Annotated in this window: 15 protein-coding genes; 6 read left to right on the top strand and 9 right to left on the bottom strand. The window is 47.6% G+C overall.

Going from position 1 to position 15,234, the window contains the following annotated elements; all coding sequences use genetic code 11:
• Window positions 1–42: 42 nt before the first annotated feature.
• The 6 genes from MHH48_RS33965 to MHH48_RS33990 all read right to left on the bottom strand — a co-directional run bounded on the left by MHH48_RS33965 (window position 43) and on the right by MHH48_RS33990 (window position 4,406).
• Entirely contained in the window at window positions 43–543 is a 501-nt protein-coding gene (locus MHH48_RS33965) for a cupin domain-containing protein (protein WP_083397623.1), read from the bottom strand.
• 102 nt (window positions 544–645) lie between these two features.
• Window positions 646–1,152 (bottom strand): EVE domain-containing protein, encoded by a 507-nt coding sequence (locus MHH48_RS33970; RefSeq protein WP_076324065.1) that lies wholly within the window; start codon window positions 1,150–1,152, stop codon window positions 646–648.
• Window positions 1,152–1,694 (bottom strand): DinB family protein, encoded by a 543-nt coding sequence (locus MHH48_RS33975; RefSeq protein ID WP_076323708.1) that lies wholly within the window; start codon window positions 1,692–1,694, stop codon window positions 1,152–1,154. Before MHH48_RS33975 ends, MHH48_RS33970 begins: the two co-directional genes overlap by 1 nt.
• Before the next feature lie 63 nt (window positions 1,695–1,757).
• Window positions 1,758–2,705, bottom strand: coding sequence for a YafY family protein (locus MHH48_RS33980; protein WP_076323707.1), 948 nt, complete (start codon window positions 2,703–2,705; stop codon window positions 1,758–1,760).
• 79 nt (window positions 2,706–2,784) lie between these two features.
• On the bottom strand, window positions 2,785–3,534 hold the full coding sequence (locus MHH48_RS33985; protein ID WP_076323706.1) for a class I SAM-dependent methyltransferase: 750 nt from the start codon (window positions 3,532–3,534) through the stop codon (window positions 2,785–2,787).
• 335 nt (window positions 3,535–3,869) lie between these two features.
• The gene (locus MHH48_RS33990; RefSeq protein ID WP_076323705.1) at window positions 3,870–4,406 is read right to left on the bottom strand and encodes a hypothetical protein; all 537 of its coding nucleotides are present in this window, start codon (window positions 4,404–4,406) and stop codon (window positions 3,870–3,872) included.
• A gap of 106 nt (window positions 4,407–4,512) precedes the next feature.
• On the opposite strand from MHH48_RS33990, the gene MHH48_RS33995 reads away from it, so the two are divergent.
• The 4 genes from MHH48_RS33995 (at window position 4,513) to MHH48_RS34010 (ending at window position 9,484) form a co-directional block, all read left to right on the top strand.
• Window positions 4,513–5,427, top strand: a complete 915-nt coding sequence (locus MHH48_RS33995; RefSeq protein WP_076323704.1) for a phosphatidate cytidylyltransferase — start codon at window positions 4,513–4,515, stop codon at window positions 5,425–5,427.
• Window positions 5,428–5,839: 412 nt separating this feature from the next.
• Window positions 5,840–7,192, top strand: coding sequence for a glycosyltransferase (locus MHH48_RS34000; protein ID WP_076323703.1), 1,353 nt, complete (start codon window positions 5,840–5,842; stop codon window positions 7,190–7,192).
• Window positions 7,193–7,222: 30 nt separating this feature from the next.
• Window positions 7,223–8,314, top strand: coding sequence for an acyltransferase family protein (locus tag MHH48_RS34005; protein ID WP_076323702.1), 1,092 nt, complete (start codon window positions 7,223–7,225; stop codon window positions 8,312–8,314).
• Between the two features lie 6 nt (window positions 8,315–8,320).
• Entirely contained in the window at window positions 8,321–9,484 is a 1,164-nt protein-coding gene (locus MHH48_RS34010) for a glycosyl hydrolase family 18 protein (RefSeq protein WP_076323701.1), read from the top strand.
• Between the two features lie 194 nt (window positions 9,485–9,678).
• Here the strand turns inward: MHH48_RS34010 and MHH48_RS34015 are convergent, their stop codons facing one another.
• Together MHH48_RS34015 and MHH48_RS34020 are read right to left on the bottom strand one after the other, a co-directional pair.
• Window positions 9,679–10,884: a VanZ family protein gene (locus tag MHH48_RS34015; protein ID WP_256720637.1), complete on the bottom strand. Its 1,206-nt coding sequence runs from the start codon at window positions 10,882–10,884 to the stop codon at window positions 9,679–9,681.
• Window positions 10,885–11,124: 240 nt separating this feature from the next.
• Complete coding sequence (locus MHH48_RS34020; RefSeq protein ID WP_076323700.1) at window positions 11,125–11,988, bottom strand: LysR family transcriptional regulator; 864 nt, start codon at window positions 11,986–11,988, stop codon at window positions 11,125–11,127.
• Between the two features lie 153 nt (window positions 11,989–12,141).
• On the opposite strand from MHH48_RS34020, the gene MHH48_RS34025 reads away from it, so the two are divergent.
• A complete protein-coding gene (locus MHH48_RS34025) occupies window positions 12,142–13,131 on the top strand; it encodes a DMT family transporter (RefSeq protein ID WP_083659728.1) in 990 nt (329 codons plus the stop codon).
• A 183-nt stretch (window positions 13,132–13,314) separates the two neighbouring features.
• Window positions 13,315–13,971 (top strand): SDR family NAD(P)-dependent oxidoreductase, encoded by a 657-nt coding sequence (locus MHH48_RS34030; RefSeq protein WP_340389542.1) that lies wholly within the window; start codon window positions 13,315–13,317, stop codon window positions 13,969–13,971.
• A gap of 50 nt (window positions 13,972–14,021) precedes the next feature.
• On the opposite strand, the gene MHH48_RS34035 is transcribed toward MHH48_RS34030, so the two are convergent.
• Window positions 14,022–15,011: a phosphotransferase gene (locus MHH48_RS34035; protein ID WP_076324062.1), complete on the bottom strand. Its 990-nt coding sequence runs from the start codon at window positions 15,009–15,011 to the stop codon at window positions 14,022–14,024.
• Window positions 15,012–15,234: the final 223 nt, after the last annotated feature.

Raw genomic sequence — 15,234 nt, forward strand, 5'->3', positions numbered from 1 at the left:
AGACGGGGAGCCTCTTGAGTTCTTCTTATGGCTATCTTTATGTTATTTCACCCATTTATGCAGAAGTGGTCCTTCCTCTCCAAAAACAGGGTCCATATCCGGGACGGGCACGCTTCGGATTTCGTTGATCGCCTGCGCCCGATCCGTCGGGTTCCGCTCCCTCATATTTGGCGTATTCCCTTCGGGATAGGCACCAATCACTTCAAAATCAGGGGTGCTGGTGAGCTTCATATGTGCAGTGCCCGCCGGCAAAACAATCACATCACCGGTAGCAAGCTCTAGCCGTTCTCCTGCATCGCCGCCCACAAGAACGGTCGCGCTTCCAGACCGTACACCCAGGACCTCATGTGTGTTGCTGTGATAATGATGGTAATCGTATACGCCGCCTGCCCAGCTTCCGCTCCAGTGATGCCGGTTGAAGGCAGCCTCCAAGCCGCTCGGGTCATCTGCGAATACTCCATTGTATACAATGACCGGCAGATCGGGATTATTCGGAACCTCTCCATCATCCTTCACGAAAAATGATCGGACATGTACTTCCACCATCATCCGCTCCTTTCAACTCATTGATGCACTCGTAGTACCAGTACCCGGGACGAGCCGTTTTCAAACCGAGTTGTCCAAAATAAATGTTATGGAGAACGGTCAAAGCGAGTTAACCGTTCTTTGTGGTATCATGTCCGAGCCGCCCAGCATGGCCTCCGCAATCATCAGGAAATCCTCTCGTTTGATCTCCAAATGCCCATAACGAAAGGCATAGCCCCAATTTCGCTTCCCTCGCGTAAAGCTAAGCTGGTCCAATAGGCAGGCTATTTTGACTTCCTGACCGGGAATATACCGGATATCCCGGCGCAAGGGGACGAATGATGCCGTCATTTGATACTCGTAAACTCGATCATTCACAACCTGGCCCATGGCTGTAAAAGCTTGGAGTGCCTCCCCAGACCTCAATTCGGTGCGCGGGGAATAATAGATCAGCCAATCTCCTTCGCGCATACGCCGCAGTGGAGCCGATTTACCGTGACATAGTTGGGCGAATCCCCCTTCCATCCCCAATTTCACATGCGATTCGGATACCACTCCAATCCAATAACGGGTCCGCTCTTCTAATTGCTCCAACACATCCTGATAGTCCACGACCTGACGTTCCATCATACACGCTGCTGCTCCAAGGCTTGTTTCAACCGGTCTAGCTGCCGGACATGATGCCGATAATGCATCTCGATGAGCAAAAACCACTCTTGGGCATGCAATCCTCCGAAACTCGGATGGGGGACGGTATGCTGCAGGGATGCCTCTCCAAGCATTGGCTCGGTTTGTCTCATTCGTTGGACGACAGTATCCAAACCTTGAATCAACTGCTCTTTCGTTGCAGGCTGCTCCGGGGTATATTGGGGAGACGGCGGAACCTGAATACGGATGGGAGGGAAACTGCCCTGTCCGAATATTGCCATACCTACTTCCGTTTTTCCCGCTGAAGAGACTGCTGCATCCTCAATCGGGTTTAAACATAACTCAATATATCGCAGATGCATGGATAACGCGGATTGAATCAAGTGCTGATACATTTGCCCGATCGACCACTCGTCCTCTGCTTGTCTGTACTTTAATTCCTCCATGCCGAAACCATCCAGCTCCTGTAGATACACCTGCACCGTCTCTTCAAACCGCTGCAATGCTTCCGTTGTATTCATATCTACCACTCCCATGAATCGTCTTTGTACCGAATATACAAAAACACTACTGACAACGTCATGTCAGTAGCGTTTTAACATCTTTTCCGCTTCGTCGCGGATTCGGTCACGGAAGGATTCTGGCTCAAGAACGACGACATTCGATCCCCAGCCGAGCACCCACTGCATGATTTCCTCCGGCCGGCGAACGCGTAAGCTCACCAGCAACCCGTCCTCACATTCTTCCAATGTCTCCGTGTAATAATTACCTGATTCCTTAACTCGATCCGCAATATCGGGATTTGCCAGAATCCGCACCCGCAGATTACGGTCATCCGGAGGTCGATAGTCGGCCAAGTTAAAATCCGGCGGCATCTCAAAACGCTCCTCAAGGACCGTCAGGTCCTTCATGCGGGATAGCCGAAAATGGCGGATGCCTTGCCGGAGGTCACACCAGGCAACTAATGTCCATGAACCTTGGAGAAAGACCAGCCCATAAGGAGCTGCCGAGCGAAAGCTCTTTCGGTCGCCTTTGGAGTCGGGCATCTTCTTCACATAATGGAATTCCACCTTACGCTCTTCCAGTATGGCTCGACGAACCATTTCAACATAGTCCTTCTCTTCTCTTGAAGTTGCCTTGTTACCGGGAGTCAGAAGCCGCATGGTCTTCCGAACCCGCGAAGCATCGGCGCGTACAGGCTCCGGCAGAATAGACTCTATCTTTTTGCGGGAAGCCTGAGCCTTCAAACCATATCCTTCGTCAAAGCGTTGTTCGATGAAATCCGTTCCAATGAGCAGCGCCACGGCTTCCTCCGCCGTGAACATGACCGGTGGCAGAAAATACCCCGCCATTAACGAGTATCCTTGCCCGGGGGCCCCCATCACGGGTACGCCCGCTTCGCTAAGGGCCTGAATATCCCGGTAGATGGTCCGGACGCTCGTCTCGAATATGGATGCCAAATCTTCGGCCCGCACAACCTTTCGCTGCTGCAGCTCAAGCACGATAGCCAGCATCCGGTCTGTCTTGTTCATGCTGCTGTACCTCCCGTTCCATTATTAAAGCCGGTGCTCTATTATTCTGCAAACAGCGAAACCAGTCAAGAAGATTAGCTTAAACCTCTCCCCAGTACACCTTCGTCTCATAATCAAAAAACACGCAGCCAGCCTGCTCATTCCGTTCAAATATCGTGCGCAGTCTGTTCATCATTGGATCGTAGTTCGGATGGCCCGGCAGCGGAGCGTAAGAGGACGAGTGCAAACGGCCGCATAAGCCCTCATAATCAAACGTCTGCCGATTAAAGAATTTCCCCTCCCTCATGTCCCCCGTCCGGAAAAAAGCAGCCAGCGTTTCACGCGAAATGTTCTTCTGATCCACTTCTTTATAATCGGTTCCATAGGTAAGGAGCAGCTGCTCATACGTTTCCAGGAACGGCGTTCCCTGCGTGAGCCTGGAATTCCAGATCAGGGCAACCTTCCCGCCCGGTCTCAGGATCCGCCGGAATTCCGATTGGGCGGCATCACGGTCAAACCAATGAAAAGCCTGGGCGCTCACGATATGATCCACGGATTGATCAGGCAGTCCCGTCACTTCGGCTGAACCCGTAACCATTCGAAAGCCGGGCTCGCCTCCAAGGTCCGACTCGGCAGCTTCCCGCATCGCCTGATTGGGTTCCACGGCAGTCACTCGGCTCCCCCGCTTCAGCAGCAGCTTCGTGAAGATCCCCGTCCCGGCCCCAATGTCGGCAATCTCTCCGTCCAATCCTACCGTATCATACAAATAATCCATGACCTCTTGCGGATAACTCGGGCGATACTTCGTGTACGAATCGACGCGATTCGAAAACCGTTCCTTGCTGTTCATCCTAACCACGCTCCCATCAAGATATAAGCGAAATCCAGACAACGACGACTGTAGTTTCATTAGATGAAACTTAATTTCATTTTTCAATTCCATTTTATAGCAACACTCGCTTATTAGCCAGCATTTATTGCCTAACACCTAACCAGATCGGCGGGTGCCTCATTTTGAGCACTTACAATACAGAAAACCCCGCATTCGCCTGGGCAGGTGAACCGGGGTTATTTGGGATTCAATTAGAACGGACTGCCTGTCGAGCTGAGTCGTGATTGTCGTCGCCGCCACCTGCAAAATATGTTACAGCAAACAGGCTGCCGAAACCTGACGCGAAGTTGTATCTAGGGCTCATACTCGCTCAGCTTCCCCTCATAGATCAGCTGCAGGCGCTCGCTTTGGCGAAAATCGTCCGGCGTCACCAAGGCGGGCAGCTTATGCCATAGCCTGACTCCGGACCGCTGCAGAATCTCCGCCACGAATTGCGAACAAAAGTAGGAATTGCTGAATTCGATCGGTTCCTTTAGCGCGATGCCCAGGACGCCCAATATATTATAAAAATACTTTTTGTCCTTTCGGATAAAAGCCTGCAGGACCCGCTTCATTTTCGCGATGTCGCGTTCCGACACCTGAAGCTCATAGATGACGCACGTCGTGTTGGGATATTTGCTGAACGTTCCCGTCTTCAAATCCTCCTTCACGAATCCGCCGTTCAGAGGATTGTTCGGATTCTTCCTCCCGAAGCTATATAACTCCGACAACTCCCGGTTAAAGGATATCGAAGCGTGGTTGTAAGGTGCTCTCGTGTAGCCCTGAATGACTTTCGTAAAGAGCGTGCCGGTATTGGTAAGCAGTATAAAGACCGAGCGATCATCTACCATTTACGAAATTTCCCCTTATCCGTATTGAATTATTCCTTCATAATAACATATGATTCCTTTAGTAGAACAAGAATGATACCCGTGACAAGTTGGTGATGATAGACATATGGACAGCTCGCTTTTAACCTTAATCCTGATATTCTCCGTCTTATCGGTCATCCAGCTCCTCTATTACGTGATGAGCAAGACGCAGCCGAATATCGACTATACCGAAGTCGGATTTCGCATCAAAACCTGGTGGGGCATGCTGGTCATCTTCTGCTTGGCGACGCTTCTGAATCCCGTGGTTTCCCTGCTATCCCTCATGGTGCTAACCTTCTTTACACTCAAAGAATATTTCTCGATGATCAAAACACGAAAAGCCGATCGTCGTTTATTTCTGTGGGCGTATTTAACCATACCCGTTCAATTCTATTGGATCTATATCGAGTGGTACGGGATGTTTATCGTGTTTATTCCGATCTATGTATTCCTGGTGCTGCCGCTTCCGCGGCTGATCAACAAAGGCACCGTCGGATTCATGCGCAGCGTCAGCTCGACCCAATGGGGCCTGATGCTCATGGTGTTCGGTCTCAGCCACCTGGCCTATTTCCAGTTTGCCACGCCCCAGTATGGAGCAGGGCTGGTGCTGTTTCTGGTCGTCTTAACGCAGCTGAACGATGTGGTGCACACGATCGCCTCCCTCTATTTTGGCAGACGAAGAATTGTGCCTACCTCCAACCCAAATCTGACTTGGGAAGGCTTTGCCTGCGCGTTTATCATTACCACCGTAAGCTCATATCTTATCTATCCGTATCTGACGCCGCTCAGCCCGACGTTTGGCCTTCTGTCCGGCATGCTCATCAGCCTCGGCGGCTTCTTCGGCAGCTTGACGGTTTCGGTGCTGAAGCGCGATTTGTTAATCGGAGATGACGGGCGGTTCGATGCCTTGAAGAAAAGCTATCTGAGCCGGGTCGACAGCCTGACCTATACCTCACCGATTTTTTTTCATTTCATCCGTTACTTCTATGACTTTATGTAGTACCTCAGATAACCACAGGTATACAAGCCATAACCATGCGAGCTTAGGCTCAACTTGGTTATGGCTTTTGTCAGATATAGATTTCCGTGCTTAATCGCTTTAGCCGCCTAAAATATAGAAAGTTGAACCAAAACAGAGACTGCTCTCGAAAAGCATCTATGTATTCGTTTTCTTGCTCCATAGAGCGGTTTTACATTTAGGAGCCAATTACGATAGTTTATTACATAGGGTGTCATATGGGTTTATATGGAATGAAAGGTTTTAAATGGAGATGATATTATCCCTTTATGCCTGGATTTTGTCCCTTGACATTGCTTGCTATAGAAAAAGCGCATACCTAATCCGAGTCCATAGAGTAGGCGCACCATACTGGTCTTCACAAAGAGAGACAGAGAAGAGAGGAGTGAGGAGTTTGCAGTACTTTTTTTATGGATTAGCCAGCGTATTCCTTGTGTTTCAAACCCTGTATACGTTCATCCCGCTGCTATGCAGCAAGGTGAAGAAGCTGAATCCTGGTCTCGCCGAAAAATCAATCTCTGTGCTCGTCCCCGCTTACAATGAGGAGCTGACGATTCGGAATTGCATCGATGCCATGGCCGGCTTGCATTACAGCAACTATGAAATCATGATCATCAACGATGGCTCCAAGGATGGAACGTTATCCGCGCTTGACGAACTCCTGGATTTGGAGCCGGATGCCAGGATGGCAGACAGTAAACTGACTTATAAGCCGATAAAAGGATTCTATCGCTCGCATCGATACCGCCATATTTATGTTATCGACAAGGTGAATGGCGGAAAAGCGGACTCGCTGAATGCAGGCATCGATTATGCTGCTTCCGATATCGTGATCACTCTGGATGCGGACAGCATGCTGGAAGCCGACTCGCTCAAGTACGTGAATCAATACTTTCACGATGACGAGATCATTGCGCTGGGCGGTACCGTCAAAATTGTACAGGGTGCCGTGCGGGATAAGAACGGTGCCATCATTGAGAAGTTTCGCGGAAAAGGGCTCATCAAGAGCCAGATCATCAATTATACGCACGGCTTCTACGTCCGCAAACTCACGCAATCGTATTTTAATTCGATCGTAGTGATTTCAGGCGCTTTTGGTGCCTTCTATAAAGACGTTCTCGTTCATGTTAACGGATTCCGCAGCACGGTGGGGGAGGATATCGACATTACGCTGAAAATCCACGAGTACATCAAAGCCAATCAATTGAAGAAAAAACTCGTCTACGCCCCTGAAGCGGTATGCTACACCGAATGCCCGGAGAATCTCCCCAACTTCTATAAGCAGCGCATTCGCTGGCAGAAGGCGTTTATTGACTGCATCCTCATCTATTGGTCCAGGCTGTCCCGGAAATTCAGTGTCAGCGTGAGCCTGTTCTTTGCGATAGACGGGTTTATGCTGGGGACGCTCTCGGCGTTTACGACGATATTTTATCTGGGGCAGACACTGATCGTTGGCGGGAACATCCTGCATGCGATCATCTTCCTGCTGATGAGCGTGCTGCTGAATGCCGCACAGATCATCATCGCCCTGTACTTATGCCGCAAATATGGCAGTACGTATACGTTCTCCGATTATGTGAAGATGTTCTTGTTCAGCCAAGCGGAGCTGTTAACCTATCGGAATTTGCTGCTGTACATTAACATTGCGGGGACATTCAAATATTTTGACAATGATGAGGGCTGGGGCTTCGTGGAGCGTAAAGGCGTGGCCGCCATCAGCCAGAACATTGCCGCAGGATCGAATTAACTTATGGTGAAGGAGGCTGCCTGAAACAGCATGAGTCCCAATAAAAGAATTATCTATGTCGATATTCTAAGAATTCTATCCATTGTTGCCGTCATTATTCTGCACTACACAGCGGAGGTGCTAACCAGCACGAATGATTTCAATTCCTCCTCCTGGTGGATCAGCAACGGGTTCAACTCCATATCCCGCTTCGCCGTACCGGTCTTCTTCATGATCAGCGGAGCGATGATCCTGCGCACGAAGATTACATCCTACCGGGAGTTCTATACCAAGCGCGTCGTACCGCTGCTCATTCCCCTTCTGACCTGGTCGCTTATCTATGGCTTGTACAATCAATACTATCTGATGCGAAGCAAGCTGAATGCCTATGAGTTCGTTGTTGACTTCGGGTATCGGCTGCTGACCGACCGGAATTATGTGCATCTGTGGTTCCTGTACGCCATTATAGCCATCTATATGACGGTGCCGCTGATGAGCAAATTCATCAAATCCTGCAGCGAGAAGGATCTGCGGTATTATCTGCTCCTCTGGTTCATCGTCAGTATTGCCTATCGCTTCATCTCGGATGCCGTATTCCGTGCAACGGATCAATACATCAACATTCCGATCATGAACATCCCGTTCTTCATGGGCTTTCTCGGCTATTTTATCCTGGGGTACTATCTATTCCATTTTGAACTACCGCTCAAGGCAAAAAACATACTATACAATCTGGGCATCATCTCGTTTTTTATCACGCCGGTAGCCACCTATTTTGTCTCGCTGCGCAGCGGTGTCCTGGATGAGATGTTCTACGGCAACTATTCCGTCACCACCTTCTTCATGGCTGTCGGGTTGTTTATCTTCTTTAAGGAAAAGGAGGCCAAGATCAGCGATCAAGTGAACCATAAAATCCAGAAATTGATCAGCTCGGTCTCCCGGGCCAGCTTCAGCATCTATCTGATTCACCTGCTGGTCGAAATGATGTTATCCGGCCGAACCGAGGTCGAGGCCACGTTTCTGGAGGCCTCCCTCAGTCTGATCGTGAATATCTCCATCATCTTCGCCATCAGCTACATCACCGTCAAGGTACTGAACCTAAGCAAAACGGCAACCTACATTCTATTCGGCGGGCGGGGTTAAAGGACGATGAGAATCACGATATATACGAAAATATTCATTGTGGTGCTGCTTGCGGGCATGGGTCTCTATTTCTATCAGATCTCCGCGGCGGAAGAGCGGAAAATCACGGCGGTATACGTGGAGGCCTGGCAGGATTACCGAAACATCAAGCTATCGGAGAAAGGCGTGGACATCGCGTTCATCGCTTTTGCCAAGATCAAAGGAACGGATCTCTATTTCCATGAAGACAGCACGACCAACAACCAGATCAAAGAAAACATCAAGCAGTTGAAGGCAGCCAATCCGAAGACCCAAATGGTGCTGGCCGTAGGTGGTTACGGTGCAGATGGCTTCTCCGACGCTTCGCTGGACGGCAACCGGTACCTCTTCACCGAGAGCATCATCAACCTGATCAAGGAACTGGATTTAGACGGCGTGGATATCGACTGGGAGTATCCGGCGTTCCATGCCTGGAACACGCAGAAGGCCCGCCCGGAAGATACGAAGAATTTCACCAGCCTGATGAAGGAACTACGGGAGAAGCTGTACAGGCTGCCTCACAAGAACAAGAACTATCTGCTGACGTTCGCCTCTGGAACCCAGGACTGGTATTTCCAAAATGTCGAGGTCAAAAAAGTGGAGAAATACGTGGATTACATCAACGTCATGTCCTATGACCTGACAGGCAAGTGGTCTGACACCACAGGCTTTAACTCCAATCTGTATGTGGACAGCCAAGGGAAATCCAAACACTCCATTGATGGAATTATCTCGATGTATCTGGACCATGATATCGACAGCAAGAAACTGCTGCTCGGCGTGCCCGCTTATTCGTACGGCTGGAAAAACGTGAAAGAGGCCAAGGGTGCTAAAGACGGCCTCTTCGCTCCTGGGACGCCCATCGACATCGACAAGGTGAACCTCAATTATAAGCAGATCGAGAAAGCCTACCTGAACAAAAATGGCTTCAAGCGTTATTACGACAACAAAGCCAAGGCCGCCTACCTCTATAACGGCAATACCTTCATCAGTTACGAGGATAAAGAAGCCTTGAAGGAGAAGGTGGCGTACATCCAGAGTAAGAATCTTGGAGGCGCGATGGTCTGGCAGTACTCCCAGGACGCGGAGGACGGCATCGTGAAGTATCTGACGGAGCATTTGAATGAGAGGCAGCAAGCCGCCAAACGATAATATAAGGCATACAGTACCTTTTCTCAAACCATTCTTTACAATTTCTTAGAGGGTAAGCGTCTAAAGTCACTACTGCTTTACCAAAAAAGCCGATGATCCTCGCAGTCGAGTGCGGGTCATCGGCTTTTTATATTCTGTCAGCCCCTGCATGTGCTTGTTGCGGCCGATTCATCAGTATTCTATATTTTCGTTTATCACATTTCACCAGTGATTCTTACAGCCTCTATGTGACTATATCGATTAAAATAAAGATCTTTGTCCTTTTTGATCCATCTGATCACGATATGACAGAAGAGAAAGAACCATAACAGAGCTGTAAGAAAAACCACTCCAATTACAAATAGGTTGGCTAGAAGATCTTCACCCATTTGATTAGAAAATATCTTCGATAATGCTGAGAGCAATAAAGGCATATAAACAATGATGTAGCGTCGGCTCAAGCTTCCTAACCAGTTCCCCTTTTCCGGAAGTAATCTCATGCGAACGATCTTAGAACCCACCGTATGTCCTTTCCAAATCACAGGGATAACTACCATAACCACAAAGAAAATAATGGCAAAGATAATCTCGTCAACAAATACTCCTGGTCTCTTCAGCAACCCGAATATAAAGCTGGTTATCACTCTGGCAATAATAATATTTAGAAGAACCTCCATGAGTTGGGCACCAAAAGTTGCTTTTCTCTGATTGTTAAAGAAGTGGCTTTGCTCACTAAGGGTTTCCCTCGATGGAATTAACACCAAAAACATGGGAGCGAGTATAAAGCCTAGTACAGTCCCCACCGTATTTGTCATCAAGTCATCTACATCAAATATACGATAGGGGCATTCAAAAAAGCCAAACAAAGCGGTTCGTTGGGTTATTTCAAAGAAAAGCGAAACACTAAATCCAATAAGAGCAGCATGAAACCATTTAGCTTTCCCCTTAAAAAAGTACCTCAGAAAGACACCTAAAGGAAACAAAAGCAAAACATTAAAAAACATTTGATAAAAGGCCCGCGTCGTTAACAAGTCGATATAACTTGAAGGCACCGCCCAATGAAATCCGCTTTCACGTTGAATATCCCGTATAAATTGAAAAGGACGATTTTGAATAAAAATCGCGCCGGGATCAATCGAAGCACAATTATTCCGAGCACTGGGTATTGGAAAAATCACTAAGAAGAATGCACTTAATCCATAAAAGATAAAGCTTAAGATAAGTAATGTTCTCCAAAAGCTAAAGTACCCATGTTTACGGTACTGATAAACGGCCCATGGAAGCGTCAAAATGAAAGCTAATAAAAAACAAATGGCTATCGCAACGAAAATAGGCAATACATATGCTTGCATTTCATTCTCCCTTTCTAATAAACAAGCCGAGGAATATAATAACAGGAAATTTGAATGAATTTCAATCATTTATATTCTTCCCAAATAATGATCCGTCATCCCAGTAAAACAATAATAGACCGTCTCTTTCTGCTCTGTGATAGATGAAAAAAGCCCATGGGTTGAAATCCATCGGCTTCCTAAATTCTTTATTTCCATATGCACCTGGCCCTCCCTCCTAGTGTTGCAGAGTGGGGGCGGATCCTATTTTCGCATTGCGGGTCCGATCAAGGGCTAAGAGTCCCGCTTTAATGGGCCTCTGGCAACCGTTCATGTTCCAGTCCTAGTTCGAGCAACAATTTCATCCATAAAGCATTGTAATGTGCTCGTTACATATGAATCTTTTCGCCGAATAAAAATAGTTGTGACTTCATGGTAAGGTTCAGGTATGCTATGGCAGAATACCGTTCCATTCGCAACCAGATTGGAAATAGATGACTCTGGGATAATCGTGATTCCTATTCCTGCAGCTACACTGCCTATAATCGTCCCGAACGTTCCAAACTCCATGATCTGTTTGGGAATAATCCCCTCGGCCTTCATCCAGCTTTCCAGTCTATCGCGATACCCGCAGCCTTTATTGTACAGCAATAGAGGCCTTTTCGTTATTTCCTCCATGGAAAAGGTTTTCTCTTTAGTTACAAGTACCAGCTTTTCTTGAATAACCTCAACCTGTTCGATTAATGGATGCCTGATAGGTCCTGTCACAAAGGCTCCATCCAGCTTCATATCAATCACCTGTTGTAACAGAAGATCGGTAACCCCGGCTTTTAATGATAATTCAACATTGGGGTACTTACGATGATAAGCCGATAAAATATATGGAAGAAACATCACCGTCTCCACAATCCCAATTTCCAGAACACCCGAGGGGTTCGATGTATCTTGAAACGTACGTTTCAGTTCTTCCACTCCGGACAAGATCTCCCTCGATTGTTCTAACAACCGCTTTCCTTCCGTGTTTAAGATCATCCCTCGCTTATGCCGATAGAACAATGGCGTCCGAAGCTCTTTCTCAAGCAGCTTAATTCTGGCTGTCACATTGGATTGAACGTAGTTTAGCTCCAATGCGGCTTTACTGACACTTCCATACGTAGCAACAGCCTGAAAAATTTTCAAATCATTAAACTCCAATCTAACCCCCCCTGCTCTCTGGTACGTATTCACACCTGCGAAGTATCATTATAAATGATCATAAACTTTATTTTCAATCATTTTACTAAAACCTTTCGCCCTCCTATGATGAGTTATACACAAACAAAGAGTTGGCAGGGAGAGAGACATTACATGCTAAAGAAACAAATCGTCATCGGGTCCATGCTATGCCTGATCGCAAGTATGTCATGGGGGGCTATGTTTCCTGTTGCACACATCGCGCTGCAGCAAATTGATCCATTCTATTTTTCGTTTATCCGTTATTTCGTCGTTGCCGTCATCCTCAGCGTGTTGCTGTGGATGAAAGAGGGGAGAGCCTCCTTTCGTCTGGAGGGAAGAGGCAAGACATTGTTGTTCTTGGGAACGATGGCATTTACGGTCTACAATATGTGCATTTTCCTTGGACAGCAGCTCATGGGTGAAGCAGGTGCTGTCGCAGCCTCTATTATGGAGTCACTCATGCCGATGATATCCATTATGATCTTGTGGATCACGTCCAAAAAAACGCCGAATAAATACATGCTTAGAAGTGTAGCTATCGCGTTTGTCGGTGCTGTACTCGTGATCACCAACGGGAAACTTACCTTTTTCAAAATGGCTGGACAACATCTTGTTCCTTTATTTCTGATTTTTGTTGGGGTATTGGGATGGGTGGTGTATTCGATGGGGGGAAGCCGATTCAAGAATTGGTCGATCCTGCGTTATTCTACGCTAACCTGCTTGCTAGGAAGCGCTGTGTCCTTCGTTATCGTTACGCTTGGGTCCGTCTTTGATTTGATTCCTGTTCCAACATGGAACACGATTCTCTCGGTTAAATATGAAATGTCTTTCATGATTTTATTGCCCGGGCTAGCAGCCTTGCTCTGCTGGAATCAAGGGATCAAATGGTTATCACCGCTTAACGGCATATTATTTATTAATTTTGTTCCCATTACCACATTCGTTATTATGGCTCTTCAAGGCTACCAAATCAGTAATTATGAATTTTATGGAACGCTGCTCATTATCTTTGCCCTTGTACGAAACAATGCGTACCAGAGGAAAACCATACGCGTTAATGATAACAGAGCTTATTCTGTTGCCCATGAGCCTAAAGATGAGATCATGGAGACTGCCCGGTGAGATATCGGACAGCTCAGGCACTATAGCATATTCAGCCTGTTCCGGGGAATGCGCAATCCGCACCAGAATCTCAACGGCTTCCTTGATATCAAAATTCATAATCCCTCAGCTCCCTTTCCATCCGACGATTCCCTTTTACAAGAGGGCCTTAGTTCACAGCAGCTGAGAGTATACACGGCCGATTTGTCGGATTTCACGAATCTCCAAGTCTCGCTGGATCAGATCAAGAAACACGAGGATCATATCGACCTGCTGTTTAATAACGCAGGTGTCTCCTTCGGCGAACTATCCTATTCCAAACAAGGGCGCGAGATGCATTTTGAAGTAAACTCCGTGGTGCCATATGTCATCTTGATGGAAATGAAAGAGCTTCTAGAGAAGGGCAGCCTCAAGACAGTAATCAATACATCCTCCAATGCTTTGTTGTATCTCAAACAGTTCGATTACCATACATTGGCTTCCCCTACCGTGTTCAAAAAGCTGGTTGGGCCTTATGCCGCGAGTAAATTAGCCCTATCGTTGTGGACTCAGGAGATCGCCACTGCCATACAGAAGGATGGCATTATGATCCGGAGTGTCTGTCCGGGAGCGAATAAAACAACCATTACCAAGAACGCCGGGATGCCCAGATTGATGATCCCGATCCGCAACCTGTTCTTCTCCCATCCCAGTCAAGGAGCTTCACGGCTGTATGAAGCAGCGCTGGGCAGCTCCCAACAATCGACGGGAGTTTTCCTCAACAAGGGTAAAGCAACGCCATTGAAATTCTCGAGCCAAGGTTCGGAGCTGCTTAGCACGATAGAGCTAATCTATAAGCAGGAGTTTGCAGCCATATCTTAAACCCATGCAGCAGAGTTAATGATGTTTTCAGCCCATCTCATGAAGGCCTGTTATCGGGTTTGCTGCCATTCCTCCATGAATCGCAGGGTGTTGCGTGCGTGATAATCGGCTAAATTTCGAGCAAATGCCTGATCCGGGAATCCACGGTGAAGCAGCTTCAGGCCGCCCGAGGTTAATGAGATATAGTGATGCAGACGGTAAAATAACATCCGATTCGGATCAAGCCCATCATGTCGCAAATACCGGTAATGCTCCCCGAATCGAAGCTCAAGAAACGTATGCTCATGCTCGATGTCGAAGAATTGCGCACCTTCGATATCAATCAGATAGGGCTCTAAACGGTCTGTAACCAGGACATGATCGGGTCCCAGCTCGCCGTGGATAAAGCCATATCGCTTGCGGGAATCTATCCTGGATTCCAGCTCATGCAATACAGCGAGCAGACTGTCGTGATTCTTCCGGATACTCTCGTTATGCAGGACGATGTAGGACAGCTGTTCCTTCGCATTTTTCAACTGCACATGATGGCATCGTTCCCGTTGATTCCCGCTTTGATCGGGTTTTCCATAGTTCTGTCTGTGGTTTGCATGCATGCGTTCGATCATGTGACCCAACCGTTCGAAGACCTCATCCTGAACCCGTTGGTCCGGGTGCTGAAAGTAAGTTTCCGCCTTCTGTCCTTCTATATATTCAACAAGAGCATAGTCAAACGGGTAACTGTCCTGTTCCGTGTGAAGATCATATAGAGCTGGCGTAGAAATACCATGATCCCTTAACCATCGGTTATTGCTTTCGAACGAATGGCCCCCAAAGGACCGTTCCTGCACACTCTCGTTTGCTATTTCTTCCTGAAAATAATTCTTCGTCAAATCCCACACATACAGCACGCATGGGAATCCATTTTGACATTGGATCTTATAGACAACCTTTTGCGCCCCGCCATGCATCTTCGTTACATCCGCCACCACATAACCGGTACCCAAAACCTTCCCGACATACTCCTGTACATCTGTTTCATCGAGGTGACAAGTCCAAGTCATGAAACCACGCTCCATTTCATTTGTTTTTGCCGGCTCCCCCACTCTATGGCATTTCCGGGTAAAAATATAGACTGTTTCTTTCGGTTCTGCTATGATGTTGAATAAGGTCTCGAAAAAAATAGCCATACGATTTATAGCCCTTGGACACCGGTCCAGGGGCTTTTTTGATGCATCTCGACTCATGCGGAGCTCGACTGGATCCAGGAATGAAGGAGTCCTGCGA

Source organism: Paenibacillus sp. FSL F4-0100 (genome assembly GCF_037993005.1).
In the GTDB taxonomy this organism is placed as follows: domain Bacteria; phylum Bacillota; class Bacilli; order Paenibacillales; family Paenibacillaceae; genus Paenibacillus_AQ.